Genomic DNA, 23474 nt, shown 5'->3' on the forward strand with positions numbered 1-23474 from the left:
GGGCCGCGGGGGTCGGCCTGGGGTCAGCCGGGGGTGAGCACCATACGGAAGCGGGCGCTGCCGTCCAGCATCTTCCGGTAGGCCGTGTCCGCCTCGCCGAGCGGCAGGATCTCCGTCATGGGGCGGATCCCGTGCCGGGCGGCGAAGGTCATGGTGTCCCGCACGTCCTGTGCGGTCCCGGAGGGGTGGCCGCGTACCAGCCGTCCCTTGAGGATCAGCTGGAAGGGGCTGATGGGCATCGGGTCGGCGGTCGCCCCGATGACGACCAGCTCACCGCGCGGGGTGAGGCCGTCGACCGTCTCCGCGATGGCCTCGGAGTCGCCCGCGGTGGCGAGGACCACCTTCGCCCCGCCGAGCGCCTGCAGCGCCTCCGCGACGGGCCCCGCCGTGCTGTCGATGTAGTGATGGGCGCCCAGCTGCCCGGCGAGGTCGGCCTTCTCCGCGCCGCGCGCGATCGCGACCGTCTCGTAGCCCATGGCCGCCGCGAACCGCACGGCCAGGTGGCCGAGGCCGCCGATGCCCTGGATCGCCACGAGGTCGTCCGGCCGCGCACTGCTGCGCCGCAGCCCGTTGTACGTGGTGACGCCCGCGCAGGCCATGGGTCCCGCGTCGACCGCGGAGAGCGCGTCGGGGATGCGGGCCAGGGCGTCGACGGGCGCGACGATCGCCTCGGCGAACCCGCCGTCGTAGGCGTAGCCGGGGATCTTGAGGGTGTCGCAGACGATGAAGTCGCCCCGGCGGCACGGGACGCAGTGACCGCAGCTGCCGCCGAACCAGCCGACGGTGACCCGGTCCCCCACCTGCCAGCCCATCTCGTCGGCGCCGTCGCCGAGTTCGTCGATGCGGCCGGCGACCTCGTGCCCCGGCACGAGCGGGAACCGCACGCCGGGCATGCCGGCGGAGACGAACAGGGCGTCGCTGTGGCAGACCCCGCAGGCCTCCACGGCGATGCGTACGTGCCGCGGGCCCGGCCGGGGCACCTCGCGTTCCACGATCTCGAACGTCCCGTTGGCGGCGGGCACTTGGGCGACTCGGTACGTGTTCATGGTGTCACTCCGGGGCCGGCGGCGACCGTGCGGGGGTGTCGTCCGCGCACCGGACGGGTCGGGGCGGACGCAGGGTCCATCCCACCATCGGTGCACGGGGGCGGCAACACGGGACGGCCGGACCGCGCCGGGTGGACCGGCGACGGTCAGTCGCCGCGCCAGATGTTGTCGAAGGCCGCGGTCTCGATGGTGCGGCGCTGCCGTTCACCGGCCAGCTCCGTGACCGCCTGGAGCACCGCGGCCAGCACCGTCGTCCGGTCGTCGGCGAGTCCGTCGGGCGCCTCGGCGCCCTGCTCGGTCAGTCCGGCGGCGGCCGCGAGGACGCCGAGCACGGGCTCGCCCGACGAGCGGCGCTCCCCCGCCGCCCGGGCCGCCGACGGGTCGGCCGGTGCGGTGCGCTGCCGCCGCAGCGGGTTGCGGTTCCGCCGCTCGGGCGCGACGAGTCCCTCCTCCTCCAGGACGGTCCGGTAGCGCCCCGCGAGGTCGCGGCCCCGGCGCCAGAGCCAGTCGTCCACGGTCTCGCCGGGTCCGCCGTCCGCCAGCCACCGCGCGGCCTCGGACAGCAGGGGATCGCCGGCCGGCGCGGGCCCGGCGGGGACCAGGAGGGTGCCGTCGAGGGTGAGGGCCTCGGCGTCGAGGAGGTCGATCAGCTCCGCCCCCGCGAGGGCGAGCGACAGGTCGCCCTGCTCCACCACGGTCCTGTCCTGCGGGTCGGCGGCGACGAGGGCCAGGTCACGCGCTGTGGTCATGGTCAACTCCGGTCCGGGCGGGAGGCCGTCACCTCCACGGTCGCACACCCGTACGCGCCCGGCGCGTCCCGCACGAACTGCCGCTGCCGCACCGAGAGTTCGTCACGCCGTCACGCGGCGAGCGTCTCGTCCCCCTGGCGGAGTCCGGCGGCGCGACCCGTCGTGTACCGGTCGAGCAGGGCGTCGGCGGCGCGCAGGGCCTGCTCGACGGTACGGGAGCCGGTGATCACGCACAGCGTGTAGGTGGCGTCCTCGAGCGCACGGCTGGTACGGCCGGTGGGCAGCACGTCGTGCTCGATCCGCGCCTGCGCGAACCGCGCCAGCACAGCCCGCAGCTCCTTCTCCGCCGGCATGATCATGATCGCTCCGTCTCCCCTCGTCGAAAGCGGCCCCCCGGCGGGGTGCCAGGCTTCCGGTTGCCCCGCGGGGAGAGGTCTATTCCTGTCAGGGTGTGGTGTCCGGTGGTCCGCTCGACGGGTACGTGGTGAGTGGGCCCGCGTTTCGTGCGGGTGCGAGGAGGAGCCATGGCCGTGCGACAGCTCGACGAGAAGACGGTGACCACACTGGTGGCCGAGGCCACGCTGGCGCCGTCCATGCACAACGCCCAGCCATGGCGCTTCCGTTTCCTGACCGGTGAACGCCTCCTGCTGCTCTACGCCGATCAGGAGCGAGCCATGCCCCGCTCCGACCCCGGTGACCGGGCGCTGCACATCGGCTGCGGGGCGGCACTGCTGAACATGCGGGTCGCCGCCGCGCACGCGGGCCTCGCCCCGGAGGTCCGGCTGCTGCCCGAGCCGCAGGATCCGCTGTTGCTCGCCGCCGTCCGTCTGACCGAGCAGACCGGGGGCGGGCGGGACGACGAGCTGGCGCGGCTGCATGCGGCGATCCGGCAGCGGCACACCAGCCGTCATCCCTTCGCGGAGAAGGACGTCCCCGAGGACGTGCGGACCATGCTGCGGGACGCTGCCGCGCGTGAGTCGGCCACTCTGCTCTTCCCGGGTGCCTGGCATGCCGAGACGGTGCTGGATCTGATTCGCGACGCGGAGAGCCGGGACGTCATGGACGCCGACGCCCGTGAGGACCTCATCCGCTGGACCCGGCTGGGGGCGGAGGCGGACACGGCCGTCGACGGCGTCCCCGAGTACGCGTTCGGGCCTCGCAAACGGGACGGCAGAGCTCCGGTACGGGACTTCGCCGGGCGCCGGCCGGTGGCCGACCGCGGCACCACCACCTTCGAGTACACCCCGCACCTGGCCCTGCTGAGCACCTCCGGTGACGGCCCTGCCGACTGGCTGCGCGCCGGGCAGGCGCTCGAACGGGTACTGCTGGAGGCCACTCTGGCCGACCTGGCCACCTCGCTGACGTCCCACGCCCTGGAGACCCCCGAGCTGCGCCTGCTGGTCCGCGACCCGGGATCGGGCACGGGGCAGGTGCAGATGGTGCTGCGCATCGGCTACGGCCCGAGGGGCCCGGCGACCCCCCGCCGCCCGGTGTCGGACGTTCTCGACATCGTGTGACCGGCCCGCCGCCGGCGCGGGCTAGCCGGCGTGACCGGCGGAGAGGCGGGCGTCCACCGCGACGACACCGTCGACGCCCTGGCACAGGCCGACGACCACCGGGATGAGACGCGGTTCCGGGACGTGTCCCCGAAGGGTGACGACCCCGTCCTGGGCCTCGACGGCGACGGTGCCTTCTTCCAGGCCGAGGATGCGCCCCAGGACGTCCTGCTCGACCTCGCCGCGGATCTCGGCGTCCGGGCGGATGAAGGCGTCGAGCAGGTCGCTGCGGGTGACGATGCCGGTGAGAAGCCCGTCGTCGCCGACCACCGGCAGCTGTTTGACGTGTCGCCTGCGGAGTTCCCGCGCGGCCCGGGGGATCGTCCAGTCGGCGCGGGCGGTGAAGACGGGGCTGCTCATGAGCTCGCCCGCGGTCCGTGCCCGGGCCTTGCTCCAGGCGCGCTCGTCGGTCCCGCCCTGTCCCTGCGGATCAGGCGTGCCGGTCTCGTGACGCAGCACGTCGGACGCGGACACGACGCCGACGAGGGCGCCGCCTTCGTCGACGACCGGTGCCGCGACGATGTCGTTCGCGTCCAGCAGGGCGGCCGCCTCCTGGACCGGTGTGGTGGGGCGGAGGGTGACGACCTCCTCGGTCATCACGTCTCCGACCGTGCGACGGTGCAGCATGACATCGGTCTCCTCCGCGTCACGACGGGGCGGCCGCGGTCGGACCGCCCGGGCGGACCACGTGCGGTGCGTCGACACCCCTGCACGCCGCCTTCCCTACCCATGACAACACCGCGCTGCTCAGGTGACCAGTGACGGCCGGCCTGGCAGGGAGGTGCGTGCAGCCGTACGGGCGTGGCCGGGTGCTCACGACGGCAGGCTGACTCCGTAGCAGGTGCGCCCGCCGACCAGCTCCCGGCCCGTGACCAGTTCCGGCTCGATCCGCACGAAGACCTCCACGGGCCAGGGCACCCAGGACCGGGGCCCGGTGCGGACCAGGCGCTCGTGCTCGTCGGGGTCGGTCACCACCGAGGCGGAGCCGGTGACGACGACGCTCCAGCCGGACTGTGCCGCGACGTCGACCTCGTCGGCCTCGAAGGCGACCACGGCGCCGTCGACGGCGCGGACGAGCTCCGAGGAGGCCGAGGTGCGCAGCAGCACGGCGCCGCTCTCCTCCAGGAGGAAGTTGACCGGCAGGACGGCGGGCAGAGCGTCACGCGTGTGCACGATGCGGCCCACGGTCACCTGGGCCAGCCGGCTCAGGCTCTCCTGCCGGTTCAGTTCGCGGAATCCGTCGTTGCGGTACATCAGCCAGTCGTCTTCCCGTGCGTGGTCCGGTGCCGTCTTCCATCCTTCCCGTGTGCGGTGGCCGGCGGCGAGGGCCGACCGTCCCCGGCCTGCCGCGGAACGGCCCTCGCCCGGTCAGGCCGGCGGAGCCGCCCGGCCGACGGCCCCGGGCTCGAGTCGCGCTCAGCCTCCGGCGCCCAGGTCGAACACGATGCGGGCCTTGACCTGACCGCGCAGGACCTCGTCGATGCAGTCGTTGACGGCGGTGAGCGGGCGGGTCTCCAGGATGACCCGTGTGCGGCCCTCGGCGTGGAGCTGGAAGACCTCGGCGAGGTCCTGGCGGGTGCCGACGATGGAGCCGATCACCGATGTGCCGTTCAGGACGGTGTCGAAGATCGGGACCGGGAGGGTGCCGTGTGCCGGCAGGGCCACCATCACGAGCTTCCCGCCGCGCCGCAGCCCGGAGTTGACGGCTGTGAAGGCGGCCGGGTTCACGGCGAGGGCGAGGGCCGCGTGTGCGCCGCCGTGCCGCTTCAGCTCGGCGCCGACGTCCTGGGTGCGGGCGTCGACGAGGATGTCCGCGCCCAGTTCCCGGGCGAGTGCGAGCTTGTCGTCGGTGACGTCGATCGCGGCGACCCGCGCCCCGGCGATCTTCGCGTACTGCACCGCCAGGTGGCCCAGTCCGCCCACGCCCGAGACGGCGACGAGCTGGGCTGGCCGGACGTCCGCGACCTTGAGCGCCTTGTAGGTGGTGACACCCGCGCAGGTCAGGGGGGCGGCGTCGAGGGCACTGACGCCCTCGGGCACCGGCTGGGCGAAGTCGGCCCAGGCGAGCATCTTCTCGGCGTACCCGCCGTCGCAGCCGTACCCGGTGTTGATCTGGCTCTCGCAGAGGGTCTCCCAGCCGGACCGGCAGTGCTCGCACCGTCCGCACGCCTTGCCGAGCCAGGGCACCGCGACGCGCTGCCCCACGGCGAGGTGCGTCACGCCGTCGCCGAGCTTCTCGACGAGGCCGACGCCCTCATGGCCGGGCACGAACGGCAGGGTGGGCTTGACGGGCCAGTCGCCGTGCGCGGCGTGGATGTCGGTGTGGCACAGACCGGACGCCTCGACACGGACACGGACCTGACCGGGGCCGGGTTCCGGGTCGGGGCGCTCCTCGATGACCAGGGGCTTGCCGAACTCCCGGACGACCGCTGCCTTCATGATGCCTTCTCCTTCGGTGTCTCTTGGCCGGCCGCGTCAGTCGTGCGCGACGACGTCGACGGGGGCGGTGGCGTGGCAGGTCGGTGGGACGGGTCCTTGGGAGGAGCCGCCCCACCGGCCGTGTTCAGCGCAGCCACCGGTGGTCACGGACGATCGGGAGCCGGGCCCACAGCCGGCCCAGACCCAGCGCGTCACCGGCCGAGACCGCGGCCAGCGCGATCAGGACCACCGCGTAGATCAGGTGGTAGTCGACGAACGGGTTCGTCGACATGCTCGCCGACCCGTCCGACAGGTGCTTCGCCGGCGGCCACTCCGCCACCCACATCAGCGCCATCATCACCGTCCCCGCCAGCGCCGCCAGGCGCAGCGCCACTCCGGCGGTCAACGCCAGTCCGACCCCGAGCAGGCCGAGCATGAACAGCCAGTCCGCCCAGGCGTCCCCGGCCCAGGCATGGAACGTCGACTCCATCGGACCGACCGCGACGTGCCCGAGGAAGCCCTCGGTGGGCGAACCACCGTCGATCCAGCCCTTCCCCGAGGCGGTGGCGTAACCGAAGCCGAACGTCTTGTCGAGGAACGCCCACAGGAAGACGAACCCCATCAGGACCCGCGCCGAGGCGAGGACGCCGGCCCGTGCGGTGAACGCGCCGGCCTCCGCCGACACCGCCTCCCCCGGCGCGGGAACGGCGCGGTTCCCGCGGAACGACGGCAGATGGAAACCTGAACCACGATGTGTGGGCTGGTGCACGGACATGACGGTGATCCCTACAGACGGACTCCGGTCGGTTCCTGACACCACCCACTCTCCCGGCTCCCGTCACCCCGCGCCCGACGCCGAAGGTCCGCACCCGAAGACTCAACAGCCCCTGACGACAGGGACCTTCGGCCACCCCCCTGCGGCACGGCGGGACGGCGGCGCGGGATCCCGGCTCGGCCGCAGGCGGCTGACGCCGTGCGTCACGAGGCGGGACCGACGTCGTCCGCGGACCGTCCCAGCGGCGCGTGCCACAGGAGCCGTGCTCCCCCTCCTGCCGGGTTCTCCAGCTCCATGTCGCCGCCGAGCTTCCGTGCTCGCTCGGCCATGTTGGTCAGACCGCTGCGGCGGCCTCCGGCCGGGATGCCGACGCCGTTGTCCGTGACCGTCAGGCGGACCTCCTTGCCGTCGGTCTCCAGCACGACGTCGGCGCGGTCCGCGCGGGCGTGCCGGGCGATGTTGGCCAGGGACTCGGTGAGGACGGCCAGGACGTGGTCGGTGGTCTCCGCGGGCACATGCGTGTCGAGCAGGCCCTCCATGCGGACGCTGGGGGCGAAGCCCAGCAGCGGGGTGGCCTCGCCCACCGCGCGCACCGCGCGGGAGCGCAGGCCGGGCGCCGCGTCGTCCTCGCGGGAGCGCAGGCCGAAGATCGTCGACCTGATGATCTTGATGGTCTCGTCGAGGTCGTTCACGGCCCGCTGGACCCGGTCCGAGGCCCCTTCGTGCTGGATGAACCGGTCGGCGCTCTGCAGCGTCATGCCGGTGGCGAAGAGCCGTTGGATCGCCAGGTCGTGCAGGTCACGGGCGATCCGGTCACGGTCCTCCAGCAGGGCGATCTGCTCGGCGTCCGCGCGGCGTTCCGCCAGCTCCATCGCGACGGCGGCCTGGGCGGCGAAGACCTGGAGCGGCTCGGTCTCCTTCTCGGAGAACTCATGGCCACCCGACTGCCGGACCAGCAGAACCACACCGCGGACGTCGTCGCCCGAGCCGATCGGCACGGCGACGGCCGGCCCGAGCCCCTCGAAACGCGGAAGTCCGGCCGAGAGTCGCGCGTCACGTGCGAGGTCCGGGCTGTTGACGGACGCCCGTTGGACGAACGCCTGCCCGATGAGGGTCCCCTCCGCGGGCAGGACGACCCCGCGCCACGCGTCGGACTCCTGGCCCACCGCGAGTTCCACGGCGAGTGTGTCCGTACCCCTCACCGGCATGGCCACCACACTCAGGGCGGAGCCGGTGATCTCCCTGGCCCGTTCGGCGATCAGCGGCAGCACCCCGCCCTGGTCCGCGCCGGACATGAGGGTGTGCGTGATCTCGGCGTTCACCTGGAGCCAGCGTTCGCGCAGCCGGGACTCCTCGTACAGGCGGGCGTTGTCGATCGCCACGCCGGCCGCCACGGCCAGGGTGGCCAGCACCGACTCGTCGTCCTCGTCGAACTGCTGGCCGCCGCGCTTCTCGGTCAGGTACAGATTGCCGAAGACGTGGTCCCGCACCCGGATCGGAACACCGAGGAAGCTGTTCATCGGCGGATGGTGGGCCGGGAAGCCGTACGAGGCGGGGTGGTCGGAGAGCTTCGCCAGCCGCAGCGGCTCCGGACGGCGGATCAGCTCGCCGAGGATGCCGTGCCCCTCCGGGTAGGGGCCGATGCGGGCGATCTGCTCGTCGCTGACCCCCACGGTGTGGAAGGCGGACAGGCGCTCGCCGTCCGGACCGATCACGCCGAGGGCCGCGTACTCCGCGTCGACCAGTGCCGCCGCCGCTTCCACGATGCTGTGCAGCGCCTGCTCCAGGTCCAGCTCACGGCCGACGGACAGCACCGCCTCCAGCAGACTGTGCACCCGGTCCCTGGTGCCGCGGGCCGCGTCCAGCCGGGCCTGCAGCTCCTCCAGCAACTCGTCCAGCCGCAGTTGCGGCAGTCGCACCCGTGCCTCACGGGCTTCCTCGGCGTTCTCCACCGCTACTCCTCCAACGCCTCACCGCGTGCCGGCAGCCGTATCGCTCAACCGTCACGGTAGCGGCTCGAACAGGGAGAACGACAAGGGATCAGCGATCACCCTGCCGCCCGGCCGGCCGGAACTGTCAGTTCCGGCGGCAGGGCCGCCCTGTGCGAGGGAGGAGGACGAGCAGGCGGCCGGTGCGACGCGACCGTTGACGGACCACGCCCCCTATCGGTCTTCGGTCCGCATGCGGTCACGCGCCTGGGTGGCGATGACGGCGGCCTGCACGCGGCGTTCCACGCCGAGCTTGGAGAGCAGCCGGGAGATGTGGTTCTTGACCGTCTTCTCCGCCAGGTACAGCCGCTGACCGATCTGCCGGTTGGTCAGCCCCTCGCCTATGAGGTCCAGGATCTCGCGTTCCCGGTCGGTCAGGCCGGGCAGGACGTCCGGCTCCTCGGCCGGCTGCTCCCCGGCGCTTCGTAGCCGTGCCATCAGTTTGGCCGTGGCGCTGGCGTCCAGCAGCGACTGGCCCCGGGCCACCGTCCGCACGGCCGTGACCAGGTCGGATCCCTGGATCTGCTTCAACACGTACCCGGCCGCGCCTGCCATGATCGAATCCAGCAGCGCCTCCTCGTCGTCGAAGGAGGTCAGCATCAGGCAGGCCAGGTCCGGCATCTTCGACCGCAGCTCACGGCAGACGGTCACTCCGTCTCCGTCGGGCAGGCGCACGTCGAGGACGGCCACGTCGGGGCGCAGGGCAGGAACCCGGATCAGAGCCTGCTCCACCGTCGCCGCCTCTCCGACCACCGTGATGTCCGGTTCGTCGTTCAGCAGGTCGTGCACTCCTCGCCGTACCACCTCATGGTCGTCCAGGAGGAAAACCTTGACCGGGTTCCCCGTGCTGTCGTCCTGCTCGCTGTGCGCCATCGCATGCTCCTCGTGATGCCTCGGTCTCCGTCGGACTCCTCATCCTCCCAGGACCGCCGAGGACCGGGGCCGTCCGGCCCGCTCCCGCCCGCCTCAGTGGGCCGCGAGGCCGTGTCCGCGGAACTGGGCCCGTACCCGCTCCACGAGCGCCCTGTCGGGGACCGGGGTGTCCCGCAGGGTGAAGGGGACGCCCAGCGCCTCGTACTTGGCGGCGCCGAGTTTGTGGAACGGCAGGATGTCGACCCGCTCGACGCAGCCCAGGCCGGAGAGGAATCCGGCGAGTCCCTCGACGGCGTCCTCGTCGTCGGTCCAGCCGGGCACCAGGACGTACCTGATCCACACGCGCTTGCCCAACCGGTCGAGGCGGGCGGCGAAGTCGAGGGTGGGAGCGAGGTCGCCGCCGGTCAGCTTCCGGTAGGTGCGGGCGTCGAGGGACTTGACGTCCAGCAGCACCAGGTCGGTGTCGGCGAGGAGTTCGTCCGTGGCGCGGGCGCCGAGGAAGCCGGAGGTGTCGAGGGCGGTGTGCAGGCCGAGTTCCTTGCAGCGGCGGAGGAGCGCGGCCGTGAAGACCGGCTGGAGGAGGGCCTCGCCGCCGGTGAGGGTCACTCCCCCGCCGGCGGTGGTGACGAAGCCCCGGTACTTCTGGATCTCGGCCATCACCTCGTCGACGGTGGCCGGTTCGCCGTCCCGCATGTGCCAGGTGTCGGGGTTGGCGCAGTACAGACAGCGCAGGGGGCAGCCGCTGAGGAACAGCACGAACCGGGTCCCGGGACCGTCCACCCCCGTGGACAGGTCCCAGGAGTGGATCCGGCCCGTCACCGGTTCGACCGTGGTGTTCACAGCGATCCGTGGAAGGTGCGGCTGATCACGTCGAGCTGCTGCTCGCGGGTGAGGCGGACGAAGTTGACGGCGTACCCGGAGACCCGGACCGTCAGCTCGGGGTACCTCTCCGGGTGTTCCATGGCGTCCTCCAGGGTCGCCCGGTCCAGCACGTTGACGTTCATGTGGAAGCCGCCCGAGGACATGTAGGCGTCGAGGATGCCGACCAGGTGACCGGCGCGTTCCGCGGGGACGTGCCCGAGGCCCTCCGGGGTGATCGTGGTGGTCAGGGAGATGCCGTCCCGCGCCGCCTCGTACGGGAGCTTGGCCACCGAGAGGGCCGAGGCGGCGACCCCGTGCCGGTCACGGCCGTTCATCGGGTTGGCGCCGGGGGCGAACGGGGCGCCCGCGCGCCGGCCGTCGGGGGTGTTGCCGGTGTGCTTGCCGTAGACCACGTTCGAGGTGATGGTCAGCACGGACTGCGTGTGCTCGGCGTCGCGGTAGGTGGGGTGCCTGCGCACCTTCGCCATGAACGACTCCACCAGGTCGACGGCGAGCGCGTCGACGCGGTCGTCGTTGTTGCCGTAGGCCGGGAACTCGCCCTCGGTCCTGAAGTCCACGGCCAGTCCGGTGGCGTCGCGGAACACCTTCACCCGGGCGTGCTTGACGGCGGACAGGCTGTCCACGGCGACCGACAGGCCGGCGATGCCGCACGCCATGAAGCGGTGCACGGGGTGGTCGTGCAGGGCCATCTCGATGCGCTCGTAGGCGTACTTGTCGTGCATGTAGTGGATGACATTGAGCGCGTCCACGTACGTCTGCGCGAGCCAGTCCAGGACGCGGTCGTACGCGGCGGACAGCTCGTCGTAGTCCAGGTACTCCCCCGTCAGCGGCGGCGTCTCCGGGGCCACCTGCTCGCCGGTCATCTCGTCCCGGCCGCCGTTGACCGCGTACAGCAGCGCCTTGGCGAGGTTGACCCGCGCGCCGAAGAACTGCATCTGCTTGCCGACCGCCATCGCCGAGACGCAGCAGGCGATCGCGGTGTCGTCACCGGTGCGCGGGCGCATCAGCTCGTCCGACTCGTACTGGACGGCGCTGGTGTCGATGGAGACCTGGGCGCAGAACTCCTTGAAGCCGTCCGGGAGCCGCGGCGACCACAGCACGGTCAGGTTGGGCTCGGGGGCGGGTCCGAGGTTGTACAGGGTCTGCAGGAAGCGGAAGGAGGTGCGGGTGACCAGCGTGCGTCCGTCGGTGCCGATGCCGCCGATGGACTCCGTGACCCAGGTGGGGTCGCCGGAGAAGAGGGCGTCGTACTCCGGGGTGCGCAGGAACCGCACGATCCGCAGTTTGATCACGAAGTCGTCGATCAGCTCCTGGGCGCGGCTCTCGTCGAGGATCCCTTCGTCCAGGTCCCTCTGGAGGTAGACGTCCAGGAAGGTGGAGGTGCGGCCCAGTGACATCGCGGCGCCGTTCTGCTCCTTCACCGCCGCCAGGAAGCCCAGGTAGAGCCACTGCACCGCCTCGTGCGCGGTGGTCGCGGGCCGGGTGACGTCGCAGCCGTACGAGGCCGCCATCTCGGCCAGTTCGCCCAGTGCGCGGATCTGTTCGGCCAGTTCCTCGCGGTCGCGGACGACGTCCGCGGTGGACGGCCGCGCGTCCAGCAGGGCGCGCTCGGCCCGCTTGGCCTCGATCAGCCGGCCGGTGCCGTAGAGCGCGACGCGCCGGTAGTCGCCGATGATCCGGCCCCGGCCGTAGGCGTCCGGCAGCCCGGTGATGATGCCTGCCTTGCGGGCGGCCCGCATCGCCGGGGTGTAGGCGTCGAAGACGCCGTCGTTGTGGGTCTTGCGGTAGGTCCCGAACACCTTCGACACGAAGGGGTCGGCCTCGTAGCCGTACGCCCTCAGACCGTTCTCCACCATGCGCAGTCCGCCGCCCGGCATGATCGCCCGCTTGAGCGGTGCGTCGGTCTGCAGGCCGACGACCAGTTCGCGGTCCCGGTCGATGTAGCCCGGCGCGTGCGAGGTGATCGTGGAGGGGGTGGCGGTGTCCACGTCGAGGATGCCCCGGCGCCGCTCCTCGGGGAAGAGCGCGCTGACCTTCTCCCAGACGGCGCGCGTGCGGTCCGTGGGGCCGGTCAGAAAGGCGGCGTCACCCTCGTACGGGGTGTAGTTGGCCTGGATGAAGTCGCGCACGTCGATGCGCTCGCGCCATCCGCTTCCGGCGAACTGCCGCCAGGCATCGGCGGTTCGGGGGCCGGCCGGCACCGTCGCGGTCATCAGAGGTCCTCTCGTCGAACGGCCTTGTCACGGTCGATGCTCGTCGTGCGGGCCCGCGGCGAGGAGTGCCGGACAGGGCACAGGGCGGGTCCCTCCGCCCTCGTCCGGCCGGGACCTTCGGCCCCCTGTGCCGAACGGCGCGCAGCGCGGCTCGGGGCCGTCTGGTGGTGGCCGACGACCGGAGAGCACGGTGTGCGCCCGGCCATGACGCGGCAGGGCCCCCGAAGGTCCTTCCGGCACGGACGGCGTGAACCCGGGCCGACCGGTCCCCCGGGCAGGACGGCCGGCACCTCGCGCCGGGCACGCCCCCGCCCGACGCTGGGACCGTCACGCCCCCACGCTTAGGAGCGCAGCGACATGGCCCGTTACGTGTACGACTTCACCGAGGGCGGCCGGGACATGGCCGACCTCCTCGGCGGCAAGGGTTCGAACCTGGCCGAGATGACCCGGCTCGGGCTCCCCGTACCGCCGGGCTTCACCCTCACCACCGAGGCGTGCCGCGCCTTCCTGGCCACGGGCGGCGAGCCCGCCGGCCTGTGGGAGGAGGTCTCCGCGCACCTGTCGGCCCTGGAAGCGTCCGCCGGCCGGGTGCTGGGAGAGCCGGACGACCCGCTGCTGCTGTCCGTCCGCTCCGGCGCGAAGTTCTCCATGCCCGGCATGATGGAGACGATCCTCGACATCGGCCTGAACGACGAGTCCGTGCACGGGCTGGCCAAGGTCTCCGGCAGCGAACGCTTCGCCTGGGACTCCTACCGTCGCCTCGTCCAGATGTTCGGCAGCACGGTCATGGGTGTCGACTCCGCCTTGTTCGAACGCTCCCTCGCCCTTCTGAAGGATCTGCGCGGTGTGCGGGACGACGTGCACCTGACGGCGTCCGACCTGACCGAGCTGGTCGAGACGTACAAGAACCTGATCCACCTGGAGACCGGGGAGCACTTCCCGCAGTCCCCCGCCGAGCAGCTGCGCCGGGCGGTCCTGGCCGTGTTCGGGTCCTGGAACGGCGACCGCGCCCGTCTGTACCGGCGGCGCGAGCACATCGCCGACGACCTGGGCACCGCCGTCAACGTGCAGCGTATGGTCTTCGGCAACCTCGGGCCCGACTCCGGCAGCGGCGTCGCCTTCACCCGTGACCCGGCCACCGGGCGTCCCGGCCTGTACGGCGACTACCTGCCCGACGCGCAGGGCGAGGACGTCGTCGCCGGCATCCGCAACACCGTGCCCCTGAGCGAGCTGGCACGCCTGGACCCCGAGTCGTACGCCCGGCTGCGGGCGCACACGGACACCCTGGAGCGGCACTACCGCGACCTGTGCGACATCGAGTTCACCATCGAGCGCGGCACCCTGTGGATGCTCCAGACGCGGGTCGGCAAGCGCACCGCCGAGGCCGCGTTCGTCCTCGCCGCCGAATTGGCCGACGAGGGGCTGATCACCCCGGACGAGGCACTGGCCCGGGTGAGCGGTGACGGACTCGCCCGGCTGATGTTCCCGCGGTTCGACGCCTCGGCGACCGGCACCGCGCTCGCCCGAGGCGTCCCGGCCTCCCCCGGCGCGGCGGTCGGCGCGGTGGTCTTCGACACGGCCCGTGCCGTACGGCGTGCCGCGGCCGGCGAGAAGGTGGTCCTGGTCCGGCAGGAGACCACCCCCGACGACCTGCCCGGCATGATCGCCGCCCAGGCGGTGCTCACCAGCCGGGGCGGCAAGACCAGTCACGCGGCCGTCGTGGCCCGCGGCATGGGCAAGGTCTGCGTGTGCGGCGCCGAGGAACTCACCGTGGACACGGAGGCCCGCCGCTTCACCACCGCCGACGGCGCCGTCGTGGAGGAGGGCACGGTCGTCTCGGTGGACGGCTCCGCGGGAGCGGTGTACGCGGGGGCCGTACCGCTGGTGGACTCGGCGGTCATCCGGTACCTGGAGGACGGCCGGGGCGACGAAGGCGCGCGGCACATGGTCGGCGCGGTGGCCCGGGCGCTGTCCCGGGCGGACACCGTCCGGCGCCTGGAGGTGCGGGCCAACGCCGACACCCCCGAGGACGCCGCCCGTGCCCGCCGGTTCGGGGCGCAGGGCATCGGCCTGTGCCGCACCGAGCACATGTTCCTCGGCGAGCGCCGCAAGCTGGTCGAGCAGATGATCCTGGCCGGCACGGACGCCGAGCGCGACCGGGCCCTTGCGGACCTGCTGCCCCTCCAGCGGCGGGACTTCGCCGGCATCCTGGAGGCGATGGACGGCCTGCCGGTCACCATCCGCCTCCTCGACCCGCCGCTGCACGAGTTCCTGCCCGACCGCACCGACCTGGCGGTGCGGATCGCCGCGGCCGAGGCCCGTGGCGAGGAACCGGACGCCCACCACGTCGCGCTGCTGACCGCCGTGAACCGCATGCACGAGGAGAACCCGATGCTCGGGCTGCGCGGTGTGCGGCTGGGGCTGGTCGTCCCCGGCCTGGTCGCCATGCAGGTCCGGGCGATCGGTGAGGCCGTCGCCGGGCGTCTCCTGTCCGGCGGCGCCCCCGAGGCGGAGATCATGGTCCCGCTCGTCGGTGACGTGCGGGAGCTGCGCCTGGTACGCGAGGAGGTGCGAGAGGTGCTGGCCGACGTCTCGCGGGCGACGGGCGTCACCGTCGACTGCCCCGTCGGCACCATGATCGAGCTGCCCAGGGCCGCGCTGACGGCCGGCCGGATCGCCGAGGAGGCCGAGTTCTTCTCCTTCGGCACCAACGACCTGACCCAGACCACGTGGGGCTTCTCCCGCGACGACGTCGAGGCCGAGTTCTTCTCCGCCTACCTCGACAAGGGCGTCTTCCCCGCGTCGCCGTTCGAGACGCTCGACCGCGACGGGGTCGGCCGGCTGGTGGGCATCGCCGTCGCCGAGGGCCGCGCCGCCCGCCCGGACCTCAAGATCGGCGTGTGCGGCGAGCACGGGGGTGACCCCGACTCGGTGCACTTCTTCCACACCGCGGGACTGGACTACGTCTCCTGCTCGCCGTTCCGGGTGCCGGTGGCGCGCCTGGAGGCGGGCCGGGCGGCGCTGGAGGGGACCGAGGGGAGCGACAGCAGGTGAGCCCCGGGGCTCCTCGGCCCTGTGGTCAGGGGCCGAGGAGCCCCCGGTCCCGGGGCCGACCGCCTCTGGGGCGCCGACGGGAAACGCAGCAGTCTTGAGGTGTTCGCAGAACGATCAGAGGGAGCGGAACACATGACTGCCAAGGACATCGGCGCCCAGGGGACCACCGCCGCCGTGCGGGTGCGTGCCGACGGCGGGCTGGACGAGGAGTCCCTCGCCTATCTCCGCGAGAAGGTCGCCGCCGCCCTGGACCGGCCGGGACTGCCGCCCGTGAGTGGTGAGGTGCGCGTCCAGCGGGCCGAGGCCCACCACGTGGACCTGCCCTGGTCCGCCGTCGCCGACATCCGGGTCGGACGCCGCCTCGTGACCGTCCACGCCCGCGAGGCGAGCGCACGCGAACTCGCCGACCGGCTCCACGACCGGCTGTGCGCCGGTACCGGACGCGCCGTCCACCGGGACGACGCCGGCCGCCGGGCGGCCGCGCCGCCCCCGTGGCGCGGCGGCCCGCGAAGGTAGGCGCCGCGCGGCGTCCGCCCGGACCGGCGGGGGAGCCGGCCTCCGGCGCCGGCCCTCCCCGTCCCGCTTGTGAAGGAGAATCCGCCATGACCGCTCACACCGTCGGTGAAGTGATGACCAGGGACGTCGTGCAGGCCCGCCGGACGACGCCGTTCAAGGAGGTGGTGCGCCTGCTCGACCTCCACCGGATCAGCGGACTGCCGGTGGTCGACGCCGACGACAAGGTCCTCGGCGTCCTGTCCGGCAGCGATCTGGTACGCGCTCAGGCCTACCGGGACGGCACCGTTCCGCCTCCGGCCGTGACGGCGGGGGACGTGATGTCGAGTCCCGCGGTCACCGTGCACCCGGAGCAGTCCGTCCCGGACGCCGCCCGGCTGATGGAGCGCCGTGGCATCGAGCGGCTGCCCGTGGTGGACGAGGAGGACCGGCTCATCGGCATCGCCACCCGCCGGGATCTGCTCCGGGTCTTTCTGCGCGCGGACGACGACATCCGCCGCCAGGTGACCGCGGAGATCGTCGTCGGCGCGCTGGACCTGCCGTCCGACGCCGTCCGCGTCTCCGTGCGCGACGGTGTCGTCACCCTCGTCGGCCGCGTCGAGCGGCGCAGTCAGGTGCCGGAGCTCGTCCACGCCGTCTGGCGCCTCGAAGGCGTGGTCGGCGTGGTGAACCGGCTCGGCTTCCGCACCGACGACTGCGCGGCGTCCACCCGGCTCGTCCGGACCGGGAATCCGTGAGCGGAGCGGCGAGTGGTCCCGTGGGCTCGGCCGGCCGGGGCCGACGGTCCCTGCGGGGTCGGGCCGGACGGACGCGGGAGGGGTCCTTCGGCGGCCCCTGCGGAGGGCGGGCCCGGAGGACAGTGAAGGCAGAGAGCGCCGCCGTACACCACGGCGGCCCCTGACGACGGAGGCGGACCACCATGACCCGACAGGACGTGCGGACCAGAGACCGCGTCGAGGCCGACGCGCCCTCGGACACCGCGGTCGCCGTGGACCGTCTGGTCACGGCCGGCCTCAAGGCACTCGCCGATTACGAGGGTCTCAGCCAGGAGCAGGTCGACCACATCGTGAAGAAGGCGTCGGTCGCCGCCCTGGACCAGCACACCGCACTGGCCCTTCTGGCGGTCGAGGAGACCGGGCGGGGGGTGTTCGAGGACAAGGCGGCCAAGAACATGTTCGCCTGCGAGCACGTCACGCACAGCATGGGCCCCATGAAGACCGTCGGCGTCATCGCCCGCGACGACATCGAGGACATGGTCGAGATCGCCGAACCGGTGGGCGTCGTGTGCGCGATCACCCCCGTCACCAACCCGACCTCCACCACGATCTTCAAGGCGCTGATGGCCCTGAAGACCCGCAACCCGGTCGTCTTCGCCTTCCACCCCTCCGCCCAGCGGTGCAGTGCCGAAGCCGCCCGCATCGTGCGCGACGCGGCCGTCGCCGCGGGCGCGCCGGAGAACTGCGTGCAGTGGATCGAGCAGCCGTCGGTCGAGGCCACCGGCACGCTGATGCGCCACCCGGGCGTCTCGCTGATCCTCGCCACCGGCGGCAACGCCATGGTCAAGGCCGCCTACTCGGCCGGCAAGCCCGCCCTCGGCGTGGGCGCCGGCAACGTCCCGGCCTATGTCCACAAGAGCGCGAAGCTGCGCCGTGCCGTCAACGACCTGGTGCTGTCGAAGTCGTTCGACAACGGCATGATCTGCGCCTCCGAGCAGGCCGTCATCCTGGACGACGAGATCTACGACGCGGCGCTGGCGGAGTTCCGGACCCTGCACGCCCATCTGGCGACCGCCGAGGAGAAGGCGAAGCTGGAGTCCTTCCTGTTCCCCTCCTCCGGAGGCTCGGGCGCCGGCTGCGAACCCAAGGTCAACGCCGCCGCCGTCGGCCAGAGCCCCGCCTGGATCGCCGAGCGGGCCGGATTCTCCGTGCCGGAGGACACGTCGGTCATCCTCGTCGAGGCCGGACGGGTCGGCCCGGACGAGCCGCTGACCCGGGAGAAGCTCTGCCCCGTGCTGGCCGTGCTCCGGGCCGCGGACGAACAGCAGGGATTCGGCCTGGCCGCCGACATGGTCGCCTTCCACGGCCAGGGCCACAGCGCCGTCATCCACACCGAGGACCGCGCCCTGGCCGAGGCGTACGGCACCCGCATGAAGACCGTGCGCGTCATCGTCAACGCCCCGTCCTCCCAAGGGGCGATCGGCGGCATCTACAACGGCCTGCTGCCGTCGCTGACCCTCGGCTGCGGCTCCTGGGGGAGCACATCGGTGTCCAACAACGTCTCCGCCGCCCAGCTTCTCAACGTCAAGCGGGTCGGTACGCGCCGCAACAACCTGCAGTGGTTCAAGGTCCCGCCGAAGATCTACTTCGAGCCGCAGGCCATCCGCTATCTGACCTCCATGCCGGACGTCCACCGCGTCACCGTCGTCACCGACGCGACCATGACCCGCCTGGGCTTCGTCGACCGGATCACGCGGGTGCTGCAGCGGCGGCGTGAGCCCGTGACCGTGCAGATCATCGACAGCGTCGAACCGGAACCCAGCATCGACTCCGTGCAGCGCGGCGCCGCCCTCATGCGGGAATTCCGCCCCGACACGATCATCGCGCTGGGCGGCGGCTCACCCATGGACGCGGCCAAGGTGATGTGGCTGCTGTACGAGCAGCCCGACGTCGACTTCGCCGACATGCGGCAGAAGTTCTCCGACATCCGCAAGCGCGCCTTCCGCTTCCCGGCCCTGGGCGAGCTGGCCCGCCTGGTGTGCGTGCCCACCACCTCCGGTACCGGCGCCGAGGTCACCCCCTTCGCCGTGATCTCCGACCCCGCCACCGGCAAGAAGTACCCGCTGGCCGACTACGCGCTCACCCCCAGCGTGGCCATCGTGGACCCGCTCCTCACCACCGCCCTTCCCCCGGCGCTGGCCGCCGACAGCGGCTTCGACGCCCTCACCCACGCCATCGAGGCGTACGTGTCCGTCTACGCCAACGACTTCACCGACGGTCTCGCCCTGCACGCCGTCCGCCTGGTCTTCGGCCATCTCGAGGCGGCCGTGAACGACCGTGGGGACGCGGCGGAGGCCCGGGAGAAGATGCACAACGCCGGCACCATCGCCGGCATGGCCTTCGGCAACGCCTTCCTCGGCATCGTCCACGCCATGTCCCACACCCTCGGCGCCACCTTCCACATCGCGCACGGCCGCACCAACGCGGTCCTGCTTCCCCACGTCATCCGCTACAACGGCACCGTGCCCACGAAGCTCACGGGCTGGCCCAAGTACGAGAACTACCGCGCCCCCGAACGCTTCCAGGACATCGCCCGCGCCCTGGGACTGCCCGCCGCCACCCCGGCCGAGGGCGTGGAGTCCCTCGCCGCCGCCGTCGAACGCCTGCGCGACGCCGTCGGCATCGAGCCGACGTTCGCGGCTCTGGGAATCGACGAGCGGACCTTCCTGGACGCCCTGCCGCAGCAAGCCCTCAACGCCTACGAGGACCAGTGCGCACCGGCCAACCCGCGCATGCCGATGCTGGACGACATGCAGGACATCATGCGCGCCGCCTACCGCGGCTGAACACGGTGCTCGTCGGCGGGGAACCCCCGTGCGGGTGCCCCGGCGTCGCCCGTCCGGAGGGGCACCGTCTCCCGGCCGGTCGGCGGGCCGGGTCAGGGCCGAGTGGCCCGGGTCCCGGCCCTGTCGGTCCCTGGCCGGGGTGATCGTCCTGCTGGAGAGTGGAACCGTAAGGCCGCGTCCGCGGCCTGCCTATGAGGGAGAGCACAGTGAGTGATCCGGTGATCGTCGGAGTGGACGGTTCGGCGTCGAGCCTCACCGCGGTCGATGTCGCGGCCCGCGAGGCCCGCCTGCGCGGCACCTCGCTGCGCATCGTCCACGCCATCGGCCGCCCGTCCGCCCACCTGCCGTCCGGCGCGGCGCCGTGGAGTCCGGCCGACCACGGCCTGGAGCCGCTGGTGCACGGACAACTGGCCCAGGCGGAGGAGCGGGCGCACGCGGTCGCGCCGGGAGTCGAGATCACTCGCTCGGTGGTGACCGGTGACGCGATCGAGGTCCTGGAGATCGAGTCACGGTCGGCGGCGCTGACCGTGGTCGGCAGTCGCGGCCTGACGGGCTTCTCCGGGCTGCTGCTCGGCTCGACGGCGGTGCATCTGGCCGCGCACGGCCACGGCCCGCTGATGGTGGTACGCGGCCGTCCGGACCCGGACGGGCCGGTGCTGCTCGCCGTGGACGGTTCCCCGGCCGGGGAGCGGGCGGTGGAATTCGCGTTCGCCGAGGCCGCGCTGCGCGGCGCCCCGCTCGTGGCGCTGCATGTGTGGAACACCTGGAGCGAAGGCGCCTACGAGGGGTCCCTCGATCCGCTGGCCTCGATGGTGGCGAACGCCGACCAGCTGCAAGAGGCCGAACAGCGGGTCCTCGACCGGACCGTGGCCCCCTGGCAGGAGGCCTATCCGCAGGTCACCGTCGAGCGCCGCCTGGTGCGGTCCCGGATCCGCAACGCGCTGATCGACGCCAGCAAGGAGGCCGGGCTGGTGGTGGCCGGCGCCCGGGGCGGCGGCGGCTTCACCGGCCTGCTCCTGGGATCGGTCAGCCAGGCGCTGCTGCACCACGCCCACTGCCCCGTCACCGTCGTCCGCGGCAAGGAGTGACCGTGTCCGAGCGGACCGCGGTCCCCGCCCCGCCCTCGCTTCACTGCGAGGACGCCTACGCGCGGGAGGCCACCGACGTGGCCGACCTGCTGGGCGTCGCTCCGGCCACGGGCCTGACCACGGCCGAGGCCGAGCGGCGGGCCGCCGACCACGGAGCCAACGAGCTGGCCGAACCGGCCCGCAGGCCGCAGTGGCTGCGCCTGCTGGACCAGTTCCGCAGCTGGCTGATCGGCATCCTGCTCGCCGCGGCGGTCGTCGCCGGCGTCATCGGCGAGATCAAGGACGCGGTCGTCATCACCGTCGTGCTGTTCGTCAACGCCGTCATCGGCTACGCGCAGGAACGCCGCGCCGAGCGCAGCCTGGAAGCGCTGCGCCGCATGCTCGTCGCCGTCGCCCGGGTGCGCCGCGACGGCCGGGTGCTGAACATCCCGGCCGGCGCCCTCGTACCGGGCGACATCGTCCTGCTGGAAGCCGGCGACCGCGTACCGGCCGACGGGCGGCTGACGGTCGCGGTGTCCGTCGAGGCCGCCGAGGCCGCGCTGACCGGCGAGTCGCACCCGGTCGCGAAAACGACGGCGCCCGCCGTCGGGGAAGGCGACGGCGAGGCGCCCGTCGCCGAGCGCACCGCCATGCTCTTCATGAACACGGTGCTGACCCGGGGCCGTGCCGAGATGATCGTCACCGCCACCGGCATGCACACCGCGGTCGGCGCGATCGCCGAGGAACTGCGCACGGGGGGCGACGCGCCCAGTCCGCTGCAGATCCAGATGGACAGTCTCGGCAGGAGACTCGCGCTCGTCAGCGGGGCCGCCGTGAGCGCCTACGTGCTCGTGTCGCTCGTCCGCGGCGAACCGCTCGCCGACCTCGCGCTGCGGGCCGTCGCGCTGGCGGTCGCGGCCATCCCCGAAGGGCTGCCCGCGGTCCTCGCGCTCACCCTCGCCCTGGGCGTCTACCGCATGGCCCGCCGCGGCGCCATCGTCAAGCGTCTGGCGTCCGTGGAGGCGCTCGGCTCGGCGACCGTGGTGTGCAGCGACAAGACCGGCACGCTGACGATGAACGAGATGACCACCCGGGCCCTGTGGGTCGCCGGACGCCGGTACGACGTGACGGGTGAGGGCTACGACACCGCCGGGACCGTCCGCGCGGCCGAAGGGCAGCCCGTTCCCGACCTGCGCGACGCGGTCCTGCCCTTCGCCCTGTGCAACGACGCCCGGCCCGGCGCCGAGGGCATGACCGGCGATCCCACCGAGGCCGCCCTGCTCGTCCTCGCCGCGAAGGCGGGCCTCGACACCGGCCTGCACACCCGGACCCCGCGCGTCGGGGAGATCCCCTTCGACCCCGCCGCGAAGTACATGGCCACCTTCCACCCGGGCCCGCACGGATCCGTCCACGTGCACGCCAAGGGCGCGGTCGACGTCCTGCTGGACCGGTGCACCCACCTGATGACCGACCAGGGTCCCGCCCCCCTCACCGCGGAGCGCCGCCGCGAGGTCTTCGACGTCGCACGGCAGATGGGCGAAGAGGGCCTGCGCGTCCTCGGTGCCGCCACCGCCGTGAGCGACCGGCCCGACACCGGTCAGGTGACCGGACTGACGCTCACCGCTGTCGCGGGCATCACCGACCCACCGCGTCCCCAGGCGCGCGACGCCGTCGCCCTCGCCCAGGCCGCCGGCGTCACCGTGAAGATGATCACGGGGGACCATGCCGACACCGCCACCGCCATCGCCCGCGAGCTGGGCATCACCGGCGACGTCGTCACCGGGGCCGAGCTGACCCGGATGGGCGAGCAGGACCTCGCGGACCGCGTCGAGGGCATCGGGGTCTTCGCCCGCGTCGCGCCCGAGCACAAGGTCTCCATCGTCCGCGCCCTCTCCCGGCGCGGGCACATCGTGGCCATGACCGGCGACGGCGTCAACGACGCGGCCGCCCTGCGCGCCGCGCACATCGGCGTCGCCATGGGCGTCACCGGCACCGACGTCGCCAAGGAAGCCGCCGACATGGTGCTCACGGACGACGACTTCTCCACCATCGTGCGCGCGGTCCGAGAGGGCCGTTCCATCTACGACAACATCGTCACCTTCGTGCGCTTCCAGCTGTCCACCAACATCGGCGCCATCCTCACCCTGCTCGCCACCGTGCTGGCCGGACTGCCCGCCCCCATGTCGGCGATCCAGCTGCTGTGGGTCAACATCATCATGGACGGACCGCCCGCCATGGCGCTCGGCATCGACCCGCCACGGGACGACGTGATGCGGCGTCCGCCCCGTCCGCCCGGCGAGCGCATCCTCAACGGCCGACGCCTGATCGCCATCACCCGCTCCGGCGTGGTCATGGCCGCCGGCACCGTGGCCGTGTTCGCCTCCGCCCGTGCCCTCACCGACGACACCGCGACAGCGACGACGATGGCGTTCACCACGTTCGTGCTGTTCCAGCTCTTCAACGCCCTGGCCGTCCGCAGCGAGGGCGGCCCGGTGCTGGGGCGCCATCAGCTGCACAACCGCACCCTCTGGATCTGCCTGGCGGCAGTGCTCGTCCTTCAGGTCATCGCCGTTCAGGCCCCGTTCGCCCAGGACGTCTTCGACACCGTCGCCCTCAGCGCCGCCCAGTGGGCCGTCTGCCTGCTCACCGCCTCCAGCGTGCTCCTGACAGAACACGCCTGGCGCGCCGTGCACGCACGGCGCGGCACCACACGGGACGCGGGCGGGTCGAGCCGCCTCGGGAACTGAACGGACGGCGGGCGCGGGCACCGCACCTCCA

At 72.8% G+C, this 23474-nt stretch carries 18 protein-coding genes; 7 read left to right on the forward strand and 11 right to left on the reverse strand.

Annotation, left to right across the window (positions count from 1 at the left end; all coding sequences use genetic code 11):
- Window positions 1-23: 23 nt before the first annotated feature.
- From ACP7TJ_RS02955 to ACP7TJ_RS02965, 3 genes are all read right to left on the reverse strand, one after another.
- Complete coding sequence (locus ACP7TJ_RS02955) at window positions 24-1046, reverse strand: alcohol dehydrogenase (RefSeq protein ID WP_427761968.1); 1023 nt, start codon at window positions 1044-1046, stop codon at window positions 24-26.
- A 146-nt stretch (window positions 1047-1192) separates the two neighbouring features.
- Entirely contained in the window at window positions 1193-1795 is a 603-nt protein-coding gene (locus ACP7TJ_RS02960; protein ID WP_367474098.1) for a GOLPH3/VPS74 family protein, read from the reverse strand.
- A gap of 110 nt (window positions 1796-1905) precedes the next feature.
- Complete coding sequence (locus tag ACP7TJ_RS02965) at window positions 1906-2154, reverse strand: DUF5133 domain-containing protein (RefSeq protein WP_093768345.1); 249 nt, start codon at window positions 2152-2154, stop codon at window positions 1906-1908.
- Between the two features lie 165 nt (window positions 2155-2319).
- On the opposite strand from ACP7TJ_RS02965, the gene ACP7TJ_RS02970 reads away from it, so the two are divergent.
- The gene (locus ACP7TJ_RS02970) at window positions 2320-3312 is read left to right on the forward strand and encodes an Acg family FMN-binding oxidoreductase (RefSeq protein WP_427761970.1); all 993 of its coding nucleotides are present in this window, start codon (window positions 2320-2322) and stop codon (window positions 3310-3312) included.
- Between the two features lie 21 nt (window positions 3313-3333).
- Here the strand turns inward: ACP7TJ_RS02970 and ACP7TJ_RS02975 are convergent, their stop codons facing one another.
- From ACP7TJ_RS02975 to pflB, 8 genes are all read right to left on the reverse strand, one after another.
- On the reverse strand, window positions 3334-3978 hold the full coding sequence (locus ACP7TJ_RS02975) for a CBS domain-containing protein (protein ID WP_189910432.1): 645 nt from the start codon (window positions 3976-3978) through the stop codon (window positions 3334-3336).
- Between the two features lie 186 nt (window positions 3979-4164).
- On the reverse strand, window positions 4165-4605 hold the full coding sequence (locus ACP7TJ_RS02980) for a pyridoxamine 5'-phosphate oxidase family protein (RefSeq protein WP_167742626.1): 441 nt from the start codon (window positions 4603-4605) through the stop codon (window positions 4165-4167).
- Window positions 4606-4767: 162 nt separating this feature from the next.
- Window positions 4768-5790 carry an alcohol dehydrogenase AdhP gene (adhP, locus tag ACP7TJ_RS02985; RefSeq protein ID WP_189910431.1) on the reverse strand — a complete coding sequence of 341 codons (1023 nt, stop codon included), beginning with the start codon at window positions 5788-5790 and terminating at the stop codon, window positions 4768-4770.
- Between the two features lie 124 nt (window positions 5791-5914).
- A complete protein-coding gene (locus ACP7TJ_RS02990) occupies window positions 5915-6544 on the reverse strand; it encodes a hypothetical protein (protein ID WP_386001799.1) in 630 nt (209 codons plus the stop codon).
- 203 nt (window positions 6545-6747) lie between these two features.
- Complete coding sequence (locus tag ACP7TJ_RS02995; protein ID WP_427761973.1) at window positions 6748-8496, reverse strand: GAF domain-containing protein; 1749 nt, start codon at window positions 8494-8496, stop codon at window positions 6748-6750.
- A gap of 210 nt (window positions 8497-8706) precedes the next feature.
- Window positions 8707-9405 carry a response regulator transcription factor gene (locus tag ACP7TJ_RS03000; protein ID WP_367463475.1) on the reverse strand — a complete coding sequence of 233 codons (699 nt, stop codon included), beginning with the start codon at window positions 9403-9405 and terminating at the stop codon, window positions 8707-8709.
- Between the two features lie 93 nt (window positions 9406-9498).
- Entirely contained in the window at window positions 9499-10245 is a 747-nt protein-coding gene (pflA, locus tag ACP7TJ_RS03005) for a pyruvate formate-lyase-activating protein (protein WP_427761976.1), read from the reverse strand.
- Complete coding sequence (gene pflB / locus ACP7TJ_RS03010) at window positions 10242-12500, reverse strand: formate C-acetyltransferase (protein WP_189910427.1); 2259 nt, start codon at window positions 12498-12500, stop codon at window positions 10242-10244. Before pflB ends, pflA begins: the two co-directional genes overlap by 4 nt.
- Before the next feature lie 357 nt (window positions 12501-12857).
- Here pflB and ppdK point away from each other — a divergent pair, with 357 nt between their 5' ends.
- From ppdK to ACP7TJ_RS03040, 6 genes are all read left to right on the forward strand, one after another.
- Window positions 12858-15554: a pyruvate, phosphate dikinase gene (ppdK, locus tag ACP7TJ_RS03015; RefSeq protein WP_387624697.1), complete on the forward strand. Its 2697-nt coding sequence runs from the start codon at window positions 12858-12860 to the stop codon at window positions 15552-15554.
- Window positions 15555-15686: 132 nt separating this feature from the next.
- Window positions 15687-16070 carry a hypothetical protein gene (locus tag ACP7TJ_RS03020; RefSeq protein ID WP_093765504.1) on the forward strand — a complete coding sequence of 128 codons (384 nt, stop codon included), beginning with the start codon at window positions 15687-15689 and terminating at the stop codon, window positions 16068-16070.
- 86 nt (window positions 16071-16156) lie between these two features.
- Window positions 16157-16804, forward strand: coding sequence for a CBS domain-containing protein (locus ACP7TJ_RS03025; RefSeq protein ID WP_189910425.1), 648 nt, complete (start codon window positions 16157-16159; stop codon window positions 16802-16804).
- 182 nt (window positions 16805-16986) lie between these two features.
- Complete coding sequence (adhE, locus tag ACP7TJ_RS03030; protein WP_380877987.1) at window positions 16987-19629, forward strand: bifunctional acetaldehyde-CoA/alcohol dehydrogenase; 2643 nt, start codon at window positions 16987-16989, stop codon at window positions 19627-19629.
- A 206-nt stretch (window positions 19630-19835) separates the two neighbouring features.
- Window positions 19836-20717, forward strand: coding sequence for a universal stress protein (locus tag ACP7TJ_RS03035; RefSeq protein ID WP_246532051.1), 882 nt, complete (start codon window positions 19836-19838; stop codon window positions 20715-20717).
- Between the two features lie 2 nt (window positions 20718-20719).
- Complete coding sequence (locus ACP7TJ_RS03040) at window positions 20720-23443, forward strand: cation-translocating P-type ATPase (RefSeq protein WP_427761981.1); 2724 nt, start codon at window positions 20720-20722, stop codon at window positions 23441-23443.
- The last annotated feature ends 31 nt before the right edge of the window (window positions 23444-23474 follow it).

The organism is Streptomyces sp. DSM 41931, assembly GCF_050271085.1.
GTDB lineage: Bacteria > Actinomycetota > Actinomycetes > Streptomycetales > Streptomycetaceae > Streptomyces > Streptomyces albogriseolus.

Bases quoted from the DNA above. Each gene is read 5' to 3' on its own strand.
- ACP7TJ_RS02980 (WP_167742626.1), bottom strand. From the start codon at position 4,605: ATGTACCGCAACGACGGATTCCGCGAACTGAACCGGCAGGAGAGCCTG.
- pflB (WP_189910427.1), bottom strand. From the start codon at position 12,500: ATGACCGCGACGGTGCCGGCCGGCCCCCGAACCGCCGATGCCTGGCGG.
- ACP7TJ_RS02975 (WP_189910432.1), bottom strand. From the start codon at position 3,978: ATGCTGCACCGTCGCACGGTCGGAGACGTGATGACCGAGGAGGTCGTC.
- ACP7TJ_RS02965 (WP_093768345.1), bottom strand. From the start codon at position 2,154: ATGATCATGCCGGCGGAGAAGGAGCTGCGGGCTGTGCTGGCGCGGTTC.
- adhE (WP_380877987.1), top strand. From the start codon at position 16,987: ATGACCCGACAGGACGTGCGGACCAGAGACCGCGTCGAGGCCGACGCG.
- adhP (WP_189910431.1), bottom strand. From the start codon at position 5,790: ATGAAGGCAGCGGTCGTCCGGGAGTTCGGCAAGCCCCTGGTCATCGAG.
- ACP7TJ_RS02955 (WP_427761968.1), bottom strand. From the start codon at position 1,046: ATGAACACGTACCGAGTCGCCCAAGTGCCCGCCGCCAACGGGACGTTC.
- ACP7TJ_RS03000 (WP_367463475.1), bottom strand. From the start codon at position 9,405: ATGGCGCACAGCGAGCAGGACGACAGCACGGGGAACCCGGTCAAGGTT.
- ACP7TJ_RS02990 (WP_386001799.1), bottom strand. From the start codon at position 6,544: ATGTCCGTGCACCAGCCCACACATCGTGGTTCAGGTTTCCATCTGCCG.
- ppdK (WP_387624697.1), top strand. From the start codon at position 12,858: ATGGCCCGTTACGTGTACGACTTCACCGAGGGCGGCCGGGACATGGCC.
- ACP7TJ_RS02970 (WP_427761970.1), top strand. From the start codon at position 2,320: ATGGCCGTGCGACAGCTCGACGAGAAGACGGTGACCACACTGGTGGCC.
- ACP7TJ_RS03020 (WP_093765504.1), top strand. From the start codon at position 15,687: ATGACTGCCAAGGACATCGGCGCCCAGGGGACCACCGCCGCCGTGCGG.
- ACP7TJ_RS03025 (WP_189910425.1), top strand. From the start codon at position 16,157: ATGACCGCTCACACCGTCGGTGAAGTGATGACCAGGGACGTCGTGCAG.
- ACP7TJ_RS02960 (WP_367474098.1), bottom strand. From the start codon at position 1,795: ATGACCACAGCGCGTGACCTGGCCCTCGTCGCCGCCGACCCGCAGGAC.